This window comes from Psychrobacter sp. ASPA161_9, from assembly GCF_051970275.1.
In the GTDB taxonomy this organism is placed as follows: domain Bacteria; phylum Pseudomonadota; class Gammaproteobacteria; order Pseudomonadales; family Moraxellaceae; genus Psychrobacter.
The window spans coordinates 285,848-308,210 of sequence record NZ_JBEFNI010000001.1 but is presented as its reverse complement, the minus strand read 5'-3'; the positions used below and the strand labels follow the sequence as shown (position 1 = coordinate 308,210).

13 protein-coding genes are annotated in these 22,363 nt (G+C 42.6%); 2 read left to right on the top strand and 11 right to left on the bottom strand.

The features are described from left to right. Window positions 1-93 precede the first annotated feature (93 nt). Together ACTQ9S_RS01155 and purD are read right to left on the bottom strand one after the other, a co-directional pair. A complete protein-coding gene (locus tag ACTQ9S_RS01155) occupies window positions 94-1,488 on the bottom strand; it encodes an ABC1 kinase family protein (protein WP_068035950.1) in 1,395 nt (464 codons plus the stop codon). Between the two features lie 377 nt (window positions 1,489-1,865). Continuing rightward, window positions 1,866-3,218, bottom strand: coding sequence for a phosphoribosylamine--glycine ligase (gene purD / locus ACTQ9S_RS01150; protein ID WP_068039174.1), 1,353 nt, complete (start codon window positions 3,216-3,218; stop codon window positions 1,866-1,868). Window positions 3,219-3,769: 551 nt separating this feature from the next. Here purD and ACTQ9S_RS01145 point away from each other — a divergent pair. Beyond that, window positions 3,770-8,650 (top strand): NAD-glutamate dehydrogenase, encoded by a 4,881-nt coding sequence (locus ACTQ9S_RS01145; RefSeq protein ID WP_440453366.1) that lies wholly within the window; start codon window positions 3,770-3,772, stop codon window positions 8,648-8,650. Between the two features lie 178 nt (window positions 8,651-8,828). On the opposite strand, the gene ACTQ9S_RS01140 is transcribed toward ACTQ9S_RS01145, so the two are convergent. The 4 genes from ACTQ9S_RS01140 to ACTQ9S_RS01125 form a co-directional block, all read right to left on the bottom strand. Further along, a complete protein-coding gene (locus ACTQ9S_RS01140; protein WP_440453365.1) occupies window positions 8,829-9,884 on the bottom strand; it encodes a WG repeat-containing protein in 1,056 nt (351 codons plus the stop codon). Between the two features lie 54 nt (window positions 9,885-9,938). Continuing rightward, the gene (locus ACTQ9S_RS01135) at window positions 9,939-13,889 is read right to left on the bottom strand and encodes an AAA family ATPase (RefSeq protein ID WP_440453363.1); all 3,951 of its coding nucleotides are present in this window, start codon (window positions 13,887-13,889) and stop codon (window positions 9,939-9,941) included. Between the two features lie 91 nt (window positions 13,890-13,980). Then, window positions 13,981-15,555: an exonuclease SbcCD subunit D C-terminal domain-containing protein gene (locus ACTQ9S_RS01130; protein WP_440453361.1), complete on the bottom strand. Its 1,575-nt coding sequence runs from the start codon at window positions 15,553-15,555 to the stop codon at window positions 13,981-13,983. A gap of 137 nt (window positions 15,556-15,692) precedes the next feature. Then, on the bottom strand, window positions 15,693-16,238 hold the full coding sequence (locus ACTQ9S_RS01125) for a DUF3841 domain-containing protein (RefSeq protein ID WP_440453360.1): 546 nt from the start codon (window positions 16,236-16,238) through the stop codon (window positions 15,693-15,695). A gap of 229 nt (window positions 16,239-16,467) precedes the next feature. On the opposite strand from ACTQ9S_RS01125, the gene ACTQ9S_RS01120 reads away from it, so the two are divergent. After that, entirely contained in the window at window positions 16,468-16,614 is a 147-nt protein-coding gene (locus tag ACTQ9S_RS01120) for a DUF4377 domain-containing protein (RefSeq protein WP_440453676.1), read from the top strand. Window positions 16,615-16,778: 164 nt separating this feature from the next. Here ACTQ9S_RS01120 and ACTQ9S_RS01115 read toward each other — a convergent pair whose 3' ends face one another. The 5 genes from ACTQ9S_RS01115 to ACTQ9S_RS01095 form a co-directional block, all read right to left on the bottom strand. Continuing rightward, the gene (locus ACTQ9S_RS01115) at window positions 16,779-17,273 is read right to left on the bottom strand and encodes a hypothetical protein (protein WP_440453359.1); all 495 of its coding nucleotides are present in this window, start codon (window positions 17,271-17,273) and stop codon (window positions 16,779-16,781) included. 121 nt (window positions 17,274-17,394) lie between these two features. Continuing rightward, the gene (gene cysG / locus ACTQ9S_RS01110; protein ID WP_440453357.1) at window positions 17,395-18,993 is read right to left on the bottom strand and encodes a siroheme synthase CysG; all 1,599 of its coding nucleotides are present in this window, start codon (window positions 18,991-18,993) and stop codon (window positions 17,395-17,397) included. 245 nt (window positions 18,994-19,238) lie between these two features. Then, the gene (locus ACTQ9S_RS01105; protein WP_440453355.1) at window positions 19,239-19,877 is read right to left on the bottom strand and encodes a phosphoadenosine phosphosulfate reductase domain-containing protein; all 639 of its coding nucleotides are present in this window, start codon (window positions 19,875-19,877) and stop codon (window positions 19,239-19,241) included. Window positions 19,878-20,047: 170 nt separating this feature from the next. Beyond that, complete coding sequence (locus ACTQ9S_RS01100) at window positions 20,048-20,650, bottom strand: DUF934 domain-containing protein (protein WP_440453353.1); 603 nt, start codon at window positions 20,648-20,650, stop codon at window positions 20,048-20,050. Then, window positions 20,643-22,334 (bottom strand): nitrite/sulfite reductase, encoded by a 1,692-nt coding sequence (locus tag ACTQ9S_RS01095; RefSeq protein ID WP_440453351.1) that lies wholly within the window; start codon window positions 22,332-22,334, stop codon window positions 20,643-20,645. The genes ACTQ9S_RS01100 and ACTQ9S_RS01095 overlap by 8 nt, the downstream gene beginning before the upstream one ends. Between the last annotated feature and the right edge of the window lie 29 nt (window positions 22,335-22,363).

The following is a 22,363-nucleotide window of genomic DNA, read 5'->3' as shown; positions in this document are numbered from 1 at the left end:
AAATAAACCATATAAAATAGCCTAAGCAAATAAAATTAGATACTAAAAAAACCGCTCCAGAAGAAGCGGTTTTTTTAGTATCTACCTGACTATTTATAGAAAAGGTTTTACCAACTTTTCGGAGTCAGTATAAGCGTTTATTACTGTCAAAAACGTATAAGCACCGATAAACTTACGGCTAATAAACATAAACTCTTTAGGAGGTAGGTTAAATTCAAATGATTGAATGGCACGAGTAGCACTCGCTGAGATACGCGAATGTAATTTGCTATTAGCCCAAATATAACGCTTTTGCTCATCTAAACAATCTGCAGGGATATCAGGATTAGCATCAGGATGACTGAATGGCTCTGTAGCAAGTAGGAATAACGATGCAATATCTGCTCGCACTTTATCGCTCATCGTATTAAAAAATTCATAGCCTGTCATACCTTCCATCATTGCTTGATGGTCATGATGATAGCCTGCGCGTAATAGGCTACGAGCAATGGTAAGTAGGGTATTATCAAACTGACGGATAGCGCCAAAATCCAATAATATCAGTTTATCTGGCTCATCAACATTATCGCTGATACGTACTAAATAGTTGCCAAAATTTGGATCCGTCTGCATCTCACCCCAGACAAAAATCTCCTGCATCATGATCTCTATTGCTGCTTGACCAATAGCATTGCGTCGTTCATGCGGCACTAGTTGCAATGTTTCAGAGGTAACGGAAACCCCAGGCTCATAAGTCATGCAGAGTAAACGCTTACTTGAGTATTTACGATTAATCTTAGGTACCACATAACGAGGATCATCGACTAAGCGCTCATAAAAGCGTTCTGTCGTTGCCGCCTCTGCATCATAGTCAACTTCATGATGGAGCAGGTCACGTATCTCTTCAAACCATGTATCAAGTGCCCGTGTTTGCGGAACGATATTGCTTACTTTCAATAAACGCTTAAATAGTGCAAGATCGGAGTTAATAGCGTCGGCCACCCCTGGGTACTGAATTTTCAGCACCACTTGCTCACCTGTTTCTAGTACCGTTGCACGGTGGACTTGGGCGAGGGAAGCTGTGCCAATAGGAACGGAGTCAACCTCAAGTTCGCTGAGCTTATCTCCTAAGATATGCTGTAAAGTTTGTTCTATTTTTGGCCAAGTAAGAGTAGCGGTATCGTCGTTAAGTGTTTGTAGCGCCCGAGTAATCTCAGGCGGTAATATATGCTCACCATACATTGCTAGCATCTGGCCAATTTTAACTACTGAGCCTTTAAGTTTACCTAGCTCCTCTGCGACATAATTTGCCTGCGCCTCCATAAATACTTGATTACGCTTCGAGCGTGCCTGCTTATCCAAAAACATACCAGACATACTATTGCCTGCCCAGCGGCGACCAATATTTAGGGAAGTCTTGGCAATCGATAATCGACGTTCAAACCCAGAAGTTTTTAGGCTATCGATTGATTGCTTATTATTAGAAGGTCTAGACGGATCATGTGCCATAAATATAACCATTCATCAGGTTGTACTGATTTGCGGGTTTAAGACTAACAATACAAGTGAGATGCAAGGTTAGCATACAAAATCGTACTGACCCGTAGGTCATAGCACGAATGATGGTGTTACATTAATAATGCTAATAAAAGTGATTTTATAAAACTAGTGCTCACGAATTAAAGGTGTCGTACTTGCTGTAATATTATTTTTTCGTACTATTACAGCAAGCTGAATACTAAGAAATTAGTACTGAATTGAAAATGCCATTATTGAGAGTTTAACTCATTAGAAGCACTAAAATCACCCCAGCTTGTACTGAGACTGGGGTTGGAACTCTACAGCTTAACAGAGCATCAAAAACATTGTCTAAAGCATGATTTATATTAAGACTGTTCACGTGCAATAGCATGATGACCAATATCACGGCGATAATGCGCACCATCAAAACTGATCGCAGCCGTCACTGCTAATGCAGCTTGCTGAGCGTCCAAAATGCTATCTGCTAAAGCAGTCACACACAATACACGTCCACCGTTAGTGATAACTTCTTTGGTGTTTCCAGTATTGTCGCTATGTGCAGCATCTGTATTGCTATCATGAGAAAACGCTGTGCCAGCATGGAATACTTTTACCGGATTATTATTATTAGCATCTAATTCTGGCAAACCAGCGATCACGTCACCCTTTGACGAGCTTTCAGGATAGCCTTTTGAAGCAACCACGATACCAAGAGCAGGGCGGGTATCCCATTTAGCATCACTAGGTAGTTGACCTGCTAGTCCTTGTGCAACTAGATCTACCATCGACGACTGCAAACGCATCAAAATAGGCTGCGTCTCTGGATCACCAAAACGGCAGTTAAATTCAATGACATAAGGATCTCCTGCTTCATCGATCATGAGGCCTGCATACAAGAATCCAGTATAAGGGTGACCGGCAGCATTCATTGCGTCGACCACTGGCTGAATGACTTGCGCCATGACTTTATCGTGGACATCTTGAGTAACGACTGGTGCTGGAGAATATGCTCCCATACCGCCCGTGTTTGGACCTGTATCACCTTCAAACGCACGCTTATGATCTTGGCTAGTTGCCATTGGTAAGATGTTATTACCATCAATCATACAGATAAAACTGGCTTCTTCACCTTGCAAAAATTGCTCGATTACCACACGGCTACCGGCGTCTCCAAATTTATTGTCTGCCAGCATATCATCGATGGCTTCATGTGCTTGTTCAATAGTTTCAGCAACGATAACGCCTTTACCAGCGGCAAGTCCATCGGCTTTGATGACAATTGGTGCACCTTGTTCATCAATATAGGCTTTGGCAGCTGCGGCATCCGTAAAGCCTTGGTAGGCAGCCGTAGGAATACTGTTTTGTGCCATAAATTCTTTGGCGAAGGTTTTTGAACCTTCTAGTTGTGCACAATATGCAGTCGGCCCCCATGCTTGAATACCAGCCCCACGGCAAGCATCAACAATACCAGCAACTAATGGGGCTTCAGGACCAACGATGACCATATCAATAGCATTATTCTGGCAAAACTCTATGACAGCACTGTGTTCACTAGCGTCATTGTTAGTCGCTTCTAAGATAACATTTTGGCATTTAGGTTCTAAAGCAGAGCCTGCATTACCAGGTGCGACATAGATGTGCTGCACATTCTCATCTTTGGCACACTGCCAAGCCAATGCGTGTTCGCGACCACCTGAGCCAATCACCAAAATATTCATCATACGTCTTGCCCTTAATTAAGCGTTAATAGCGAATCAGTAAAGCACTGTCAAACATACTGCCGTATTCTAACAAAAAAGTCGTACCTATTGCCATGAGTATCCACTTGCCAGCCACACTCAATACACTATAAAAATAATATAACGAAAATTTGTTGAACAATTGCTTATCAATGGCGTAGACTATTTGGATAAATGAATATTTAAAGGTTATTAGGGTTGAATTGACGATATAATAGACAATTATCCTATGAATAAAGGTTATTAAGACAATAAATATTCATGAAATATTTTTTTACACTTTAGCTATGTTGATAGGTGCGTTACAATCCAATAGATTAGCGATAGATAGCTGAGCCAAGGATCTTTAAGACCTAGCTTATCGTAAGAAATGGGTTCTAAGGTAAAAGAGTCAGTGGTTTGACCGATTCAGTGTTTTTAGCTCAAATCGATCTCAAGCTAACATACCATCGTAAATATTCGCTAATAGATACCATTAAAAGTAATTAATATTAATCTAAAAAATCAAATTTATAAAAAGGACGGATACTATGCCCAACTCTCTTGGTATCACAAAAGAGCGTATTGGCCAGATAAGTGATATTGCCACCAGTTATGTGCAAAAGGATAAATCACTACTTGATCATTTTATTAACAGCTATTATCGACCGCTCCATCATGAGACTGCAGATGTCATCGATGATACAGATTTGGCAGGTATGGCACTACACCATTTTACGCTACTAAAAGCCTATGAGGGTAGTAAGCCACAATTGGCCGTCTTTAACCCAATTGCTGAAGAGCAGCATTTTCATAGCTCACATACTATTATCCAAATGGTGGCGTATGACCGTCCGTTTTTGGTAGATACAATGCTGATGAGCCTTGAAGCACAAGGTATTGATGTCCATCGTACTTATAATACGATCATTAGTGTTAAGCGTGACGAAGACGGTAATCTTACCCACGTCGATAGCGCCCATGAAAGCGCAACTTCTCATATGTCACTAATTCACTGTGAGATTGCCTACCAAGATAATGATGAGTTAGAGGCGCTACATCAAATACTTTTAGACAAGGTTGATACGCTTGATACTGTAGTTGGTGATTGGAAAGAGATGCGCTCGCGTCTGACTGATATTAAGGCTGAGCTGGCGCAAAAACCACTACCTGAGGTCTTTTACTCTCAGCAAGAAATTCAAGCGTTCTTAGACTGGATATTAGACGATCATTTTATCTTTTTAGGCTATCGTGAATATCGCCTTGAAGGTGGCAACTATATTGACGTCACTGATACAACTGACGATAGTAAACAAGGTGGTATCAATAAAAACGCGGACCTAGACTTGTTTGCAATCGGTAATAGTGGTCTTGGTCTATTACGCGGCGCCGAAGAAGATAAGCTATCTGAAAGCTTTGATAGACTGCCTAAAGAGCTTAAGCAACTTTTGACTGAGCCGCGTGTACTAATGCTTTCTAAGTCAAGTCGAGTGTCACCTATTCATCGTCCAGTATATATGGACTTTTTGGGTATTCATAAATTTGATGACAATGGTAGATTGGTAGGTGAGTATCGTTTTATCGGTCTACTTACCTCACAAGCGTATCAGCTTACAGTTCAACAAATCCCGCTATTACGTGAAAAAGCTAATAAAATCATGGCAATGGCTGACTTGCCACGTGCAGGCCATGCTTATTATAAAATGATGCATGTCATCAATACTTTACCACGCGATGACTTATTTCAAGCCAGCGTCGAAGAGTTATATCCTATCGTCTCTGGTATTAGCCAATTACAAGATAAAAAGAGTCTGCGCTTATTTAGTCGTATTGACCATTATCAACGTTTTGTGTCGTGTCTGGTTTATATTCCCCGTGACAAATTCAATACCGAATTGCGCATTGAAGTACAGCAAGTACTAAAAGATGCTTATGGCGGTACATCATCTGGCTTTACTACTGAATTCAATGAGTCTGAACATGCTCGCGTGCATGTGCATGTCCGTACGGTACCAGGTCAAGTCAATAGTGTAGATAACGCTGCGCTTGAGGCTGAATTATCAGCACTTATGGAGTCATGGACTGATCATTATCAGCAAATGCTGCTTGATAATGTTGGCGAGCAACAAGCTAACTCCTTAACACGTCGCTTCTTAAACTATATCCCAGCTGCTTATGAAGAGCGTTTCGATGCTCGTACAGCGGTTGAAGATACCAAACGTCTGGCTAGCTTGACCAATGAGCAGCCAATGATTTGGCATTTATATCAGTCAACAGGAGACGCGGGCAATCAGTTGCATTTGAAACTGTATGGACGTGAGCAACCAGTTATTTTGTCTAAAGTGTTGCCGATTCTTGAAAACTTTGGGGTGTCGGTTATTTCAGCACAAACTTACGAGTTTGATCTGCCAGATCAGCCGATTTGGATGCAAGAATATGAGCTAATCTTAGAAAACGTCGATACGGTCAATATGCAAGTGGTTCGTGGTCAGTTTGAAGACAGTCTGAAGCAAATTTGGGCAGGACGCGTTGAGAGTGACTCCTTTAACGAGCTAGTACTAATTACTAAGCTAGATACTTATGATGTGGTCGTGCTGCGTGCATTATCACGCTATATGATACAAGCAAAAGCGCCTTTCTCTAGTGCTTATATACAGCAAACTGTGGTAAAAAATAGTGCTATCAGTGTGGCTTTAGGCAGTCTGTTCGATGCGCGCATGAATCCTAAGTATAATGAAGATGAACGTAGAGAAAAAACCACTCAGATTCAACAGAAAATTATAGCGGCATTGGCAGATGTAGATAGTCTAGATGAAGATCGTATCTTGCGTTGGTACTTAGATTTGATTAATGCCATGGTGCGTACCAACTTCTATCAAACCGATACCGATGGTCAGCGTAAAGATCGCCTATCGTTTAAGTTTTTGGCAGCAGATATTCCAAATCTGCCCAAGCCTAAGCCCATGTTTGAGATATTTGTTTATTCACCGCGCGTTGAAGCAGTGCATTTACGTGGTGGTAAAGTTGCCCGTGGTGGTCTGCGCTGGTCAGATCGCATGGAAGATTTCCGTACTGAAGTACTGGGCTTAGTCAAAGCACAGATGGTCAAAAACGCAGTAATTGTCCCTGTTGGTTCAAAAGGCGGCTTTATTGTCAAAACTAAAACCATGGCAGATGGTCGTGAAGCGTTCCAAGCCGAAGGTATCGCCTGTTATCAGACATTCTTACGCGGTATGTTAGATGTCACTGATAATATCGTTGATGGAAAAATTGTCCCGCCAGCCAACACCGTGCGTCATGATGAGGATGATCCGTACTTGGTAGTGGCAGCCGATAAAGGCACGGCAAGTTTTTCTGATATTGCTAATGCTTTGTCTGCTGAATATAACTTCTGGCTTGACGATGCCTTTGCTTCAGGCGGCTCAGTTGGCTATGACCATAAAGCGATGGGCATTACGGCACGCGGTGGTTGGGAATCGGTCAAACGTCACTTCCGTATGCGCGGTATGGACATTCAAAACCGTGATGACTTTACCGTAGTCGGTATCGGTGACATGAGCGGTGATGTATTTGGTAATGGTATGCTGAGATCTACTCATACCAAGCTAGTCGCTGCCTTTAACCATCTACATATCTTTATTGATCCTAATCCGGATACCGCTGCTTCTTATGCAGAGCGCGAGCGTTTGTTTGAAATGCCTCGTTCGACGTGGGATGACTATGAAAAGTCGCTCATCAGTCAAGGTGGCGGTGTGTACTCACGCCAAGATAAGAGCATCGCTATCAGTGCTGAGATGAAAGAGCTGTTCGATATTAGTGAAGATAATCTAGCGCCTAATGAGTTAATCACTGCACTAATGAAATCGCCTGTTGATCTTATTTGGAATGGTGGTATCGGTACTTATGTGAAAAGCGAAAACGAAAGTCATGCTGATGTCGGTGACCGTGCTACCGATGCGTTACGTATCAATGGTAATGAGCTACGTGCAGCGGTCGTTGGTGAAGGTGGTAACTTAGGCTTTACTCAACAAGGTCGTATCGAATATGCACAAACGGGCGGGCGTATTTATACCGATGCTATTGACAACTCAGGTGGCGTTAACTGCTCAGATCATGAAGTCAATATCAAAATCTTACTTGGTAAAGTCGTTGAGCAAGGTGATATGACCTTAAAACAGCGCAATGAATTGCTTGAGAGCATGACCGATACCGTTGCAGAATTAGTATTGCGCCAAAACTATCTACAACCACAAGCGATTGAGCTTAGTCACATTCGTGCAGCAGCTAACTTAAGTGATCATCAGCGTTTCATTCAGATGTTAGAGGGTGAAGGGCGTCTTGACCGCGCGATTGAGTATTTACCATCGGACGAAGAAATTGCCAAACGTCAAAAAGCAACTACTGGCCTGACCAATCCTGAGCTAGCAGTCGTCATGGCTTATGGCAAAATGTGGGTGTATGACAACTTGTTGTTGTCCGATTTGCCAGATGATCCGTACTTCGTTAATGAGTTACGTAAGTACTTCCCTGATGAGCTGGCCTCACGTTTCTTTGATGAGATGACTGAGCACCGCTTGCATCGCGAGATTATCAGTACTTATCTGACTAATAGTGTGGTTAACCGCTTAGGTATTGAGGCTCTATTCCGTCTTTATGAGGAAACAGACCAGTCGCTGGCAACCATTGTTCGTGGTTATGCGATTAGCCGTGATGTCTTTAATGTGTCAATAGCATGGAAAACGCTTGAAGCGTTAGATAATCAGGTCGATGCAACGCTATTGTTAAACCTTGAGCTACGTCTACGCGATGCGCTTGAGCAAGGTGTTGTCTGGTTTATCAATGCCTTTGGGCAAGATTTGCAAGTCGCTGATATGATTAGCCGCTTTAGAGAAAGTGTTGAGAAATTGACTAAATCTGGCGGGTTCATTGAACAGCAATTTGCAGAGTACTTGCAAGAAGATGCCACCAGCTTGATGCAAGAGGATCTGTCGGAGAGTGATGCGACAATGTTTGCTATGCTGCCTTACCACGTTGATGCGCTTGATGCGGCGTTACTGGCTGAACAATATGAACGTCCTGTCGATGAAATTGCAACATTATACTTCGAGGCGTATCACGTCTTGCAGTTAGATTGGATGATGGATAATATCGCCACTTTACCACAGCATGACTACTGGGATCGCCGTGCGCGTCATGCCTTAGTAAATGAGCTATCACGTAGTTTGCGTCTATTAATGGATGCAGTATTATCGAAGCCAGATGCCAAGCAAGCCTTTAGCGAGTGGCGTTCACGTCATCTCGATCAGCTAGCATCTGTTGAGACAGAGATGCACAAGCTCGATGAGCTCTATAGTGAAGATGAAGATGGGCAAGTTGGTTTATCAACATTGTCAGTGCTGATGAGTGAGCTTAGCGGCTTGGCTACTAAGTAGCGATCTAAATGCAGACTATAAAGTAAAGTGTAGGCTGCTTAATGAAATTGCTTGAATCAGCAGATATTTTTAAAATAAAACCCCACCGTTATTAATTAGCGGTGGGGTTTTTTATTGTGTAGGCCATATACTTATTAAAATCAAAAAACAGTAAAGCTGATGCTGAGAAAATAAGCGCTTAGTCCAATTCAAGCAATGTATTTAAATGTATCATCTCGCCATTTTTTTCAAGCCAGACTTTATCCGCGTCATCACGATAGCTATCAAATTGAGGTTCTAATACGACATTGCCTTTATCGTTAAGTAGACCAATCTTGCCAGCCTGCTTATAAGTATAAAGTTGGTGATATAACAGCTTTCTAATGGGCGCGTCCGAAGAGAGAATTAACTTACCATTAGCATCAATAATTTGGGCGCTAACTATTTCATCTTGAATGTCTTCGCTCATGCCAGCAGCTGTGCTACCAGTGATTAAAGTACTGCGCAAAAACAACGGCACATCGCCATAACTATTAAACAATTCAATATGTTGGTTGGCTGCTAATGGGATAACTACGTCATTTCTCTGATCAATAAGCGCGGTTTTATTTTGCAGACTGACTTGTAAATATAGTGGCTCGCCAGTACAAGCGTTCAGCGGATTAATTACATCATACTGCGGCATAATTGCCCAGTAACCTCTATCGTCGAGCAGTCCTGTTAGCCCGTTACTTTTATGAACTATAAAGTAATCTTGGTCATAATCAGGGACGTAGTGTGCGTGCTGAATACGAACATCTGCTAGCGGGTAAACCCAGTCACCATGACGATTGATGATGCCTTGTTTAGTGGCATTGCTAGCATTGTTTGAGGTGTTAATACTGACGATAAAGCTGGTCGCAATATCAGGCTCCGTTTGAATCTCATCATACTTAAAAGGCACGATAGTTTTGCCAGCGGCATTGACGACACCATATTTCCCATGCTGTTTGGCAAGCAAGTAAGTGTCCATCAATATATAAGCATCGGTCAGATTGTCTATGATGACATTACCGTTTAGGTCTTGTAGCTGCTGCGACCCATCGGTTTGCTCGACCAACTTGCCAGCAAAAGACTTATTGTTTTCGATACGCTCAAAATAGCTATTGGGTAAGTAACCAGCACAACTGATGGTAGCGTGGGCAGGGGTGATAGTACTAACTGCACCAACAGACAAAATAGATATCGATGTTAAGAGCGCTAACTTATTAGTCATGGCTATTGCCTTATTGTCATACTTTTTATTAACTGCCTTAACTGCTGTCTTAATTTACGAGGCTTTTTCGTCGGTAACATTGGTAACTCGGCGACAGCCTTGACCACTGATTTGGCTAAAGCCGCCAGAGAGTTTTTCGACCTTGATTTGGGTTAGGATACGATCCTTTAATGCCTGTACGTGCGAGATAATGCCAATGAGCTTACCTTCTTGCTGCAAGTTGGTTAAGGTGTCGAGCGCTATATCAAGTGACTCTTCATCAAGCGTACCAAAGCCTTCATCCAAAAATAATGAATCGACGCGAATGTTGTGACTGGCCATTTGCGATAGCCCAAGTGCTAAGGCTAGACTGATAATAAATCCTTCACCGCCGGAGAGGTTTTTGGTACTGCGAATATCTCCGCCTTGATAGTTGTCGATGACATTGAGCTCAAGCGGATTACTGTCATCATGAATGAGCAGATAGCGATCACTCATTTTTTGTAATTGCGTATTGGCATGACTGATCATGACCTCAAACGTTAAGCCTTGGGCAAAAGTGCGATACTTCTTGCCATCAGCTGAACCAATTAACGTATGTAGCTGCTGCCAAACTTGTAGTTTCTGTTTTTGCTCATTGATAGCCATCAGCTGTGTCGCTTGTTCACCTTTACGGTCGTCATTATCCTTGAGCTTTTGGTCAATCGCACCGATTTTTTGACTTAACTCGTCGATATCTATTTGTATTTGCTGATGCTGGCTTGCAAGCGTTTCTTGGCTTTCATCTGTCATAGGGTTGGCAAGTTTTTGTTCTAACGCTTGCTGGGTGCTATCTAACTGCAACTTAGCTTGATGCAATGCATTATCAATCGCTAATTTACGTGTATGTAGTGCTTCGCGCTCTTCTTTAGGCAGGCGGGCACTCACAAAAGCAGCTTCATTGACGAACTGTGACTCTGCGAGTAAATCAGAAAAGATGCTTTGCTGCGTATTCAGTGTGGTAGTCGCCGACTGTAGCTCTGTGTCTAGCTGCTCCTCTCTAATCTTTAATTGCTCTAATGCTTGCTGTACAGAATCTAGCTGCCTCTGTGCTACTACTTGTTTGGTTTTAGCTGCGTCAACCGTACTGCGTAATTGATTTTCTTCATTGTCCGTATTTTTATCAGCAAAAAGCTCTTTTCTATCTTGCTTTAATTGTTCGATAGCCTTGGTTTTATGAGCAATTAAGCGCTCTAGCTCTTTGAGCGCTGTTTCATCATTGCTAAGCTGTATTTGCTTGGTTTCAATCTGCGCGGTCAAACTGCTTAAGGTATTGGTTAGCTGCTGCTGGCTGTCTTTTCGATCGTTAAACTGTCGTTTTAACTGGTTTAAAGCGCAGCGCTGTTGACGTAATTTTTCAATATGGTAGTCATAGTCTGCGCTGTCCATTAGCGTTTGCTTATCAAAACTGTTATGCAGCTGTTTAAGTGCGTCAGATAAGTCTGCCGCGTTAAGCGCTGTAGTTAAATGATCTTTATATTTATCCGCTGGGTATTTATGCGTTAGAGATGAAACAGCGGTCATTATGGGCCCCAACTCCGAGAAATTAGCGGCAATCTTATCTTTTATTCCATCAATATTTTGCGAGTTAAGCTTAATGTCAGTTGTTAGGTTGCTAATGTCGCGACTAAGTGCTTGTTGCTGCTTTTCATCGGTTTCGATAGCAGTACTGAGCTTTGCCGCACTTTCAGTTAAATGCTCATATTCGACCACTATGGTTTTAAGAGATTGTTTATGTCCACTCAGATCGTGTTTGGCGGTGTCCAATAAGGATAAGCTATGATCTATATTCGTGATGGTCGCATTAATATCATCGTTTATCTGATTAAGAGTATTGATAATCGCCACAATCGATTCAGAGTAATTTTTTTCAGACTCAAATAGTGAGGCTATGTACTCCTGAATATCACCATGTAATATTTCGGATTGCTGCTGTAGTGGCGCTAGTTGTTGCTCTTGGTTGTTGAGCGTCTCTTTCTTTGTGGCATATTCGATATTGTATGTTGATAAAGCCTGCTCAAGGTTATCAATAACGGTCTCTAGTTCAGCTATTTGCTGCTGAGTTTGTTGCGTCTTAGTCTGTTTTATTGTGGACGACTGATTTTGCTCGGCATCTTTATCAGTATTATTGCTGTCTAATAATGGATGATGTTTGCTATAAGGATGCTCATGCGCACCGCAAAGTGGGCAGGGCAATCCATCTTCTAGTTCTGCTATGTAGTCTTCAAGCTTAGAGACCTTTTGTAGTAAATTCAGATGCTCTTGTTTTTCTTGCCTCTTGAGCTTAGTGTCTTGAATATCCGATTGATGACTAGCAATCAATCCTGCTAAGGTCGTTAATTCCTCGGTTAGCGTGGGCAGCGAGAGATTGGTCTTTTCGATTTGGCTGGCAAGATCGGATAGCTGCTGTAGCTTAAAGCTGGCTTGCGCAATCTGAGTGTTGATCTGATCGATTTGTTCTTGCTCGCTGCGCATACTAGTTAGCGATTGTTTTTCGATGAGTGCTGCTTGCTGCTGTTGTAAGCTGACCAGTTGCTCGCGTTGCCCAGTTATTAACAACTTATCAGCATCTTGCTGCGTAGAGAGCTTATCGAAATGAGCTTGTAGCTGGCTTGATTGATTGTCATGCGCAAGCTTATCCGCCGCTAAGCTGACATTATCTTCTAGCAACGCCTTTAATCGGCTACAGCTACTATCAAAGGTCGCCATATCTGTATCAAGATCATTTAGCTCTTGATAATCGCTAAAATATTTTTCTATACTGCTAAGCTGAGCTTTGGTCTCTTGTTCTGTTTGTCCATGGCTGGCTATTTCTTGGCGTAATCGTTGCGTATTATTGACTAAGACGTCTTTACGTTGCTTATCGTCTGCCAAAGAATGGGATTGCTGTTTTATTTCAGCATCCAACTCGCGCGTTTTTGCAATGATTGGTAAGGTGGTCTGCAGATTGTCCGTAGCTTGCTTTTCAAGCCCATTAACGCTATTTAGATGGGTCGTGGCTTGTGCCAGCGCTTCTTGCTGTGTTGGAATCTTATTAAGCAATTCTTGCTGCTCCAAACCCAACCTCTTGACCGACTCTCGGCTATAACTCAGTTCTCGAAATTGACTATCAATCTCCAAGGCTTTATTAGCAATATCTAGGCGCTGCGCTTCTGGAGTAAAGGCTTGCTGAGCCTGCTGAGCCGATGCAAAATCATTTTGATAAGTTAATATATTTTGCTGCAGCTGCTGTACATTATCCAGCCACTGCAGTTGCTCGCTCAGAGTTTTGAAAGTTTGTCGCTGCTTGCTTTGCTGTTGATTAAGGGTCTGTAGCTCTGCTACCAGTAGCTTTTCATCTTCAAGACTTAATAACGATAGGCTATTAACGCCCGCTTGTAGCTTACCCAGTATTTCTTCCTCAAAGCGTTTCTTTTCATGGACGTTTAGCGATATTTTGGCATAGATAGCAGTACCGGTTATTTTTTCTAAAATCGCCGCTCTATCGCCAATATCTGACTTTAAAAACGCGGCAAAACTGCCCTGTGCTAGCATGATGGAGCGGGTAAATTGATTAAAATCCATGCCGATAAGGTCTTGAATGTAGGCGGAAGTCTTAGACTTTTTCTCTTCTAAAATCTTACTGGTTTTAACCTCGCTAATCTCGTGTCTAATCGGTAATAAGTTACCCTTGGCTTTTTTGTGAGCGCGATGCTGGTACCAGTAGCATTGATAGCGTTTGGAATCTATCTCGATGATAACCTCTGCTGAGCATTCACCCGTACCTTGGGTCATGATCTCGTTCGTTGAGCCAGTAATATCACCCAATCTTGGCGTTTGACTATATAAGGCTAAGCAAATCGCATCCAAAATAGTAGTCTTGCCAGCGCCCGTCTGCCCAGTAATGGCAAAAATCCCTTCATTCAGAAAAGCGGGGTCACTAAAATCAATGTGCCATTCGCCTTTTAGGGAGTTCAAGTTTTTAAGTCGTAGTTCAATCAGTCGCATGGGCAGGTCTTATTTTTATATAGAGCAGTTATAAAGAGAATAGTGATGAAAAGTGAAGAAGTTGTTGGCAGGCATCCAAAATGCGCTGCTATTATTCAGCCTGAGTGTCTTCATGACGCAAGTTATAAACGATTTGATCATAGGCGTCACGTAAAGATAATTTTTGCTCATCAGGAATATTATGAGCGGTTAAGCAGCGCTCAAATACTTCCTCCTCATTTAAGTCTTGTAGCGTCTCAGAGATCTGCTGTTGGTTAAGTACTTTATTATAGGAGCTGGCATTTTTTGTTATCAGTACTTCAAGCGACAAGTTTTCTACCATCTGATTAATTTGTTCTTTTAGCCCACTTACAATCTCATTTCCAGTATAAACAACCTCTAACCAAATGGACTCAGTTGGATCAATAGATCTAATGGTTTCTGAAATAGTAGCTAGGTCGCCTGAGATTTGCGCCAATTTTTGAAATTTTGGGATGGGTAGGGAAATAACCTGCATCTGCTGTGATTCGTTATGATGTAATAGGTTAGAGGTAGAGTTATTTGTAGCATCGTTACCCTGTATAGCGTCTATCTGATTAGAAATTGATCCTTCAAAGACTTTTTGCGTATTCTCTTCGCTTTCTACTGTGTTATCAAAACCAAATAAATCGTCCATAAAATCCGTCGCCTGACTGGCTACTTTTTTAGTGGTTTTTTCTACCGATTGTTCAATCTTAGTCACTGTATTAGTAAGCTGAAGAATAGTGCTCTCAGATGTACTATTTGACGCTGGTTTTTGATTGCCAAAATCATTTTCTACTGCGCCAAACTGTACCAGTAATACTTGTTTTTGTTGCTTAGCCTCACCAAAGCCCATCGCAATAGGCGAGCCTGAATAGCGAATACTCTCACGACCACCGACGCGCTGCGGGACATGCAAATGCCCAAGTGCCACATAGTCAAAGCCTTCATCAAACATATCAGCAGAGATCTTGCCGAGTGAGCCGACATAAAGCTCACGCACACCATCGTCCTCAGTAGTAGTGCCACCAGCTGCAAATAGATGCCCGGTGGCGATGATAGGAATGTGACGTTGGTGCACTTCGGCTAATTTAGCCTGCTTCGCTTTAGCAATGCTGGCGACTTTATCATAATGGGCACGAATGCCTTTGATGACATTGGCATCTTTACTATCCGCAGACTCGCCAGCGGCACTGCTACGCACGTCACGGTCACGTAAATAAGGGACTGCGGCGATGATGCAATGAGGTGCACCGTCTGCAGCATCTAACACCAAGACCTCATCGTTTAAGTCTTCACAAGCAGTGCCAATGACATGAACGTTTAGGAATTTTAAGACATTGCTTGGTGCGTCCAAAAAAGTAGGTGAGTCATGGTTGCCCGCGACGATAACGATATGCTGGCAACATGATTTTGAAACTTTGCCCAAAAATTCATAATATAGCGCCTGCGCTCTGTTACTCGGCGTCATGGTATCAAAGATATCACCCGCGACGATAAGGACATCGACTTTCTGCGTGCTAATGGTATCTTGTAGCCAATTTAAAAACGCTTCAAATTCATCATAACGCATGCGCCCATAAAGCCTACGCCCCAAATGCCAATCTGAGGTGTGTAAAATGGTTAAGGGTTTGGAGATGGCAGACAATTCGGTAGACTTTGACATAGAGGATATTACAACGCGTAAATAATTAAGAGGATGGCTTAATCAATAAGTGATTTAGAGTTAAATAATCATACCATAAATGATAATTTACCAGTCTCGCTTTTGGCTACTGACTCTTTATTAGGGCTTGCCCTACATTAACGACCTGTGAAGATTTTATAATTAACCATATATTCAGGTAGGATTTCCCAAGTAATGCCCTGTACGGCCCAATCCTCTGGTAGATTTTCTATCGAAAAAATCTTAAGCCAAGTGGCTTCCTTGCTTTTTCTTAGTAAATTCTCATTATCTTCCTGATTTTCATACTGTTCATAATAATTATACTCTGCATCAGTTTCACAGAAGTGGTGATTGTTTAGTACAGCATGCCAGCCGTCAAAGTCACTGAGTAGTACTTTATGAGAGGGTATTTCTAACTCAATCCTAACCGCTTTGCATCCTCTCTCAACATGCCCGCCAGCTCTTAAGTCGGGCTTCGCTCTTTGTTTACCTTCCCAATATCGCCATAGCCAAATAGGATACTCAACACCTTGCGGGGGTGTCACCTTTTTACTTAACTGCTTTGAAATCCACTGATAAGCCTCTTTACGGTCCTTATCTACTTTATCAGGGTCGGTTCTTAATGGCTGACCACTTAATAGAATCTCTAATTCTTCAAGGGTTCTAATAGACCAAAACTTCATTTTCAGCGCTCACAATAGTGATAACAGTAATTATTTTTAGGTATGTTAAGGTTGAGTAGGCATAAACTTAGTATCGGTAGGTGTGGACATAGTTGAGCTTAATGATGAATAAAAAACAGCGATTATTCTAGCAAGAATTGCTGTGGTTTGCTGTGCTTATAAACCTTTTAGCAAAGCAGAATAGATCAAGTCGAATAGCGGTATTTAGGAGTGGTCACGTAGATGATGAATTATTATAGAAGGTTTTGATTATGAGCCTCATTACGAGTACACCTTGCTTATCAAGAATAAAACAGTCGCCAATCCACCTGCGGATGCATCGTCCATTCATAGTAAGCTTATAAAGATAATTGAGAAGAAGAGGACTACAGAGTAAGGGTTACAAAAATCTCTATTAGAGATTGCTTAGAGTATTGATGCATTCTGGCTTGTTACAAACATTTTGTGAATTTTCTAATGCTTGGCTTGCGCATCCTCTCACAGTTAATCAGCCCCAAAAACCAACTCTTTATTAACACTAATTATTAATATTGAATTTCATTACGGCTTAGGCTTATCGTCCCAATCAAGCAAGAATTTTCTACGCAATTCAGGGGTTAGGATTTCAATAGAATGTATAGTTGCTACTCTATCCGTTAAGCATTTTTCATTGCCAGTAGTTTGAAGTGGAGGAAGATTTTTCTTATCAATAAAACCGCCTCCTGCGTAAACTTCTGTATCAAATGGAACTGCTGTTGCATTTAAGATTACAGTCTTTGAATCTAAGTCAACCTTGATATTACTAGCTTTCGTATCAAACACTGGAGTTATATAACCATCTTCATCGCCAAATAGAAGACAGCCATTCTTCATTGTAAATTTACCTGATAATAATGCAGTTAGTTGAACATTATTACTTTCATTATAATAAGAGAAGAGATCGAGTGAATTTTTCGTTCTTATCACTGGGTTAGAAGTATTACTTACTGTTTGATTAGTGCAACCAAACTGAAATAGAACTACGATAGGAATTAGGAACAAATATCTACTTATCATGTTTAATAACCTCATGGCACTGATGGAATACTAACAGATATTTCATGTGCGTTATGTATTGAGGAAAAGTATTTTGGTAATGAATCGACAATCTCGATAGTAGCTTGACCTTAAATAGCACTTAGCCAATTATTAATTGCTCCACATCATCAGCGGTCGCTAAATTAGCGACCATCGATAGCGCATGTGCTTGCTGGCTAGTAGGGGCTTTTGCCACCACTGTCTTACCACCACGTAACCAATTATCATCGGTATCAGCAGTATTTTGGTTGTTTTGCTCATTGTCTACATGATACCAAGCCAAGTCATGATGCAGAGCGACCACATTACCCATGATAAGTAGCGCTGGCGTGGGCAACTGGTTTTGTTCTTGCAACTCAACAATATTGGCAAGCGTACCTGTTAATACTTGTTGATTGGGCATACTGGCATTGGAGACGATGGCAATTGGGGTGTCGCTACTACGCCCAGCGTCAATCAAGCCTTCAGTCAAGCGCGGCAGCGAGTGTAGACCCATATAAAACACCACGGTCTCATCAGTGTTTAAAAAGCTCTTAAAGTTGCTATTGGGCGCGCCAGCCTTTAAAAACCCTGTAACGAAACGCACTGATTGTGAGTGGTCACGGTGCGTGAGTGGAATGCCAGCATAACTGGCGGCAGCGTTAGCAGCAGTAATACCAGGTACAACTTGATAAGGGACGTCATGCGCACGTAAGCTTTCAATCTCTTCACCGCCACGCCCAAAGATAAAGGGATCGCCACCTTTTAGCCGTACCACACGGCGACCTTCTTTTGCACTATTGACCAACAGCTCGTTGATACCAAGCTGAGCTACCGCATGGTTGCTGCGCTTTTTACCTACAAATACTTTATCAGCATCACGGCGGCATAGGTCTAATACTTGCGGAGAAACTAACGCATCATAATAGACAATATCGGCTTGCTGCATGAGGCGCAGCGCTTTAAAGGTAAGCAGCTCTGGATCACCAGGACCAGCACCAACGATATAAACTTCGCCTATCCCGTTTTGCATGGTTTGGGATTCTGTAGATGTATTATCTGCTGTATTTTTTTCATTGATAGCGGATGCAGTGTTATCTAAATCGGCTTGCAATTGGGCAGCCGCTTCCTTCTCATTACCGGCAAACATCAGCTGACTGACTTGACCTTCAAAGGCGCGTTCCCAAAACTGCCTGCGTCCTGTAAGGGTTGGTATTTTGGTTTTGACTTCCGCGCGAAACTCACCAGCAAGCTTAGCCAGTTTGCCATAACCTTGCGGAATTAAAGTCTCTAAGCGTGCGCGCAATAGACGTGCCAGCACCGGCGCTTTACCGTTAGATGAGATACCAATCACAATTGGATTGCGATCAACGATAGCAGGGAAAATAAAGTCGCATAAAAGTGGAGTGTCGACCACGTTTACTGGAATGTTGAGTTCGGTAGCATCAGCATGTATTTGATGATTCAGCCCTTCGTCATCAGTCGCGGCGATAATAACGCGCGCACCTGTCATGTAAGCTTTATTGTAGTTTTCATAAATCAGTTCGTGCTTACTATCTGATAGCAAAGCTTGTATTTCAGCACTGATACTTGGCGCAAGAATAGTGATACAAGCTCCAGCGCGACTGAGTAAGTCAGCTTTACGTAGCGCGACATCACCGCCACCAACGATCAGTACTTTGCGGTCTTCTAATTTAAAAAATAGCGGAAAGGTGTTCATAGCATCACCAATAATTCAATCAATATAAAATATGCCATCATTATGCGGTATCACGCGCTACGTCTCATGCAGTGAATTGGCATTAGTATATTCGTTTTTGTCATGTTAGCGATAAGTTTTGGGGAAAAAGGGAATAGGGACGAGAGCAGATAGAATGATAAGGGAAGAAAGATGTCTATCATAAAAAACCCCTCTTACGTAAGGGTAAGAGGGGTTTTAACATCATGGGTCATTGCAACGCTTGACTACAACTGCGTATGCAAACCACACTCACGGCTTTCTTCTACCTTAGTCGGATCAAAATAATCAAACTCATTTGGCAAATTATGCTCTTCAAGATACACATCTAAATCAGTGTCTGTTTTTTCAAATAATGGCGCAACTTTTAACACGCCATCTTTTGATAGGCTGAGTACATCAAGACCTTGACGGAATTCCGTTTGATCTTTACGGATGGCATTAAACCAGACGTCAGGCTTTAGTTCGTCTAGTGCACGGCGAAATGGCTCAAGTTTTACTTGATCGGTGAATTCATCATGCTGTGGATTATCAATGCCTGGGATGCCATTCATGGTCGCGTCACGATAGGCGGCCGTTTGCTTAGGAATATAAGTGATGACGTTTAAGTTTAAATCACGAATGACTTTATTGGCAAACTGATACGTCGCGTCCGTGTTGTAGCCTGAGTCCACCCACAATACGGTGATATCGGGGCGCTGCTTGGCGACCAAATGCAAGATCGCTGATTCATAAGGACGGAAGTTAGTCGTGATAATTGGGTTTTTAGCTTGTGTTAGTGCCCATGCCACGATTTCTTCTGGTGATTTGCCTTGCAGGTCTTGGTTAGCTTGGTCGATATCTATATTTGGGTGTAACTGGCTCATAATACGTTCCTTAAATGGGATTAGTTTAACAAGTGAGTTAGAAAAAGCTTAATACATGAGTGTCGTAGGCCGTAGCTTTAGCCAGCATTTTGCTTTCGCAAAGGTTTAAGCTGGGCTAAAGCTACAGCCTACAAAAGAAAGTTAGCTATTCAAAAGAGAGATAACAAAAATTAATTGCCCGAAAACATCGGTAAGTCAGCGGCGTTGCGACCGTCATAACTGCTAGCAAGGGCAGTAAACGCTTGGTCAATACTGAATTTAGAGTCTGGTTGCATGTCATGCTCACTGAGCACAAAGCTATCAACACCTACGCGTAACAGATAAGCAATTTGATCACGGCCGAACGCGCCAGCGACACGAATCTCACCTTGATAGCCCATTTGGCGTAACGTTTGAGCGAAGCTAAAGTTGCGTCCATCAGCGAATTTAGGAACATGAATGACGATGAGCGCCTTCTTTATTAGCAGCTCACTTAGCTCTGTCAGTGCATTCGCATCCGTATCAGCAGTCACCCATAATCCAATACGGCTGCTATGCTGGACTATCAGCTCATACACCTCTTTGACCAAACCACTTGCCAGCGCCCCTGAACCGTCCAATAAATCAGCAAGTGGTACTAGGACGTCAGGTTTTTCTTGCTTATGTAGCAGCTCAAGTAAAGTAAGATCTATCGAGGCAATACCATCTGGTAACGTATCCGTGGTTAACGCATGCCAGCTATCTTTATGGCTGATATCGACGCCGTGACTATCCAAAATGTGGTGATTAGCCATAGACCTTCTCCTTAAATGGATCAATACCGACACGCTCAACCAATTCGCCAAAGCTTTCAACGTCATTCTCGGTGGTGGCACGCAGATCGACATAGACATCAACAATCTGTTGAATGGTATCAGCAACCGCTTCGGTAGGTACGGAACGGCCGAGTATTTTGCCAAGCTTGGCATCGTTACTTGAGTTGCCGCCAAGGCTAATTTGATACCAGTTTTCACCTTTTTTATCGACACCCAAGATACCGATATCGCCAGTATGGTGGTGTGCACAGGCATTGATACAGCCCGACATATTGAGGCGGATATCGCCAAGATCGTATAGATAATCTAAATCGCTAAACTGCTTCTCGATTTGCTCAGCAATATTATGCGTGGTGGCATTGGCAAGTGAGCAATAATCCCAACCAGGGCAGACGATCATGTCAGTTAAAGTATTGATATTGGCACGTGCTAAATGCAAATCTGAGAGCTGCTGCCACAATTCATAGAGGTTGTTGGTTTGCACATCAGCGAATACTAAATTCTGCTGATAAGTGCCGCGCAGTTCGCCAAAGCTATACTTGTCAGAAAGATCAGCAAGCGCATCCATCTGCGATTCGCTGACATCACCGGATGGTACATACTTGCCATCGACCAAGCCTGCTTTGAGAGAAATAACGACTGCGCGGTAACCAGCGACCTTATGTGCCACGGTGTTTTGGTTATACCAATTGGCAAAGTCTTTATCAGCGCTTAATTGCTGCTGTAGATCGGACTGTGCTTGTAGCGCATCAAAGGCTACATAATCAGGCTCACTAAAGAAGCTGGTAGCAGTCTCAAAGTTTGCATCAGTCAGCGTCAGCGGCCCGTCTTTGGTATGCGCTTCCCATTCGGCATCGACCAATTTAGCAAACGCAGGTCCGCCCAGTGTGTCGACCAAAATCTTGATCCGTGATTTGTACTTACTACCTTTATCACGGCGACCATGCAGATTATAGACACGCAATATGGCGTCTAAATAACTCAGTAGATGCTGACGTGGCAAAAATTTATTGATAACTTTACCAAGGACTGGGATACGTCCAAGACCGCCGCCAACTAGGACTTCAAAGCCAAGCTCGCCATCTTCATTTTTCTTAAGGTGCAGACCAACATCGTGTACTTGTGTCGCTGCGCGGTCCTCATCGGTGCCGATAACAGCAATCTTAAATTTACGTGGTAAAAAAGCAAACTCAGGATGAAATGTCGACCACTGGCGAATGATTTCGCAGTAAGGACGCGGATCGGCAATCTCATTTTGATGAATACCGGCATAAGGATCGGTCGTGGTATTACGAATACAGTTACCAGAAGTTTGTATTGAGTGCATCTGTACCGAGGCCAGCTCCGCCAAGATATCTGGTACATCTTCTAGCTTTGGCCAATTTAGCTGAATATTGGTACGGGTAGTAAAGTGCCCGTAGCCTTTGTCATATTTACGAGTAATCTCAGCCAATTTACGCAACTGATAGCTGGCAAGTAACCCGTAAGGAATGGCAATACGCAACATTGGCGCATAACGTTGGATATAGAGGCCGTTCTGCAAACGCAGCGGCAAAAATTGCTCTTCTGGCAGCTCGCCTGCCAAAAACCGCTCGGTTTGGTCGCGAAATTGGGCGACTCGTTCCTCTACCAAGGTCTGGTCAGCGTAATTATATTGATACATGACGTAATCTCAATTTTGTTTTTAATCTT

Excerpts from the sequence above, each read along its gene's own strand:
- ACTQ9S_RS01155 (WP_068035950.1), bottom strand. The coding sequence starts at position 1,488 with ATGGCACATGATCCGTCTAGACCTTCTAATAATAAGCAATCAATCGAT.
- purD (WP_068039174.1), bottom strand. The coding sequence starts at position 3,218 with ATGAATATTTTGGTGATTGGCTCAGGTGGTCGCGAACACGCATTGGCT.
- ACTQ9S_RS01145 (WP_440453366.1), top strand. The coding sequence starts at position 3,770 with ATGCCCAACTCTCTTGGTATCACAAAAGAGCGTATTGGCCAGATAAGT.
- ACTQ9S_RS01140 (WP_440453365.1), bottom strand. The coding sequence starts at position 9,884 with ATGACTAATAAGTTAGCGCTCTTAACATCGATATCTATTTTGTCTGTT.
- ACTQ9S_RS01135 (WP_440453363.1), bottom strand. The coding sequence starts at position 13,889 with ATGCGACTGATTGAACTACGACTTAAAAACTTGAACTCCCTAAAAGGC.
- ACTQ9S_RS01130 (WP_440453361.1), bottom strand. The coding sequence starts at position 15,555 with ATGTCAAAGTCTACCGAATTGTCTGCCATCTCCAAACCCTTAACCATT.
- ACTQ9S_RS01125 (WP_440453360.1), bottom strand. The coding sequence starts at position 16,238 with ATGAAGTTTTGGTCTATTAGAACCCTTGAAGAATTAGAGATTCTATTA.
- ACTQ9S_RS01115 (WP_440453359.1), bottom strand. The coding sequence starts at position 17,273 with ATGATAAGTAGATATTTGTTCCTAATTCCTATCGTAGTTCTATTTCAG.
- cysG (WP_440453357.1), bottom strand. The coding sequence starts at position 18,993 with ATGAACACCTTTCCGCTATTTTTTAAATTAGAAGACCGCAAAGTACTG.
- ACTQ9S_RS01105 (WP_440453355.1), bottom strand. The coding sequence starts at position 19,877 with ATGAGCCAGTTACACCCAAATATAGATATCGACCAAGCTAACCAAGAC.
- ACTQ9S_RS01100 (WP_440453353.1), bottom strand. The coding sequence starts at position 20,650 with ATGGCTAATCACCACATTTTGGATAGTCACGGCGTCGATATCAGCCAT.
- ACTQ9S_RS01095 (WP_440453351.1), bottom strand. The coding sequence starts at position 22,334 with ATGTATCAATATAATTACGCTGACCAGACCTTGGTAGAGGAACGAGTC.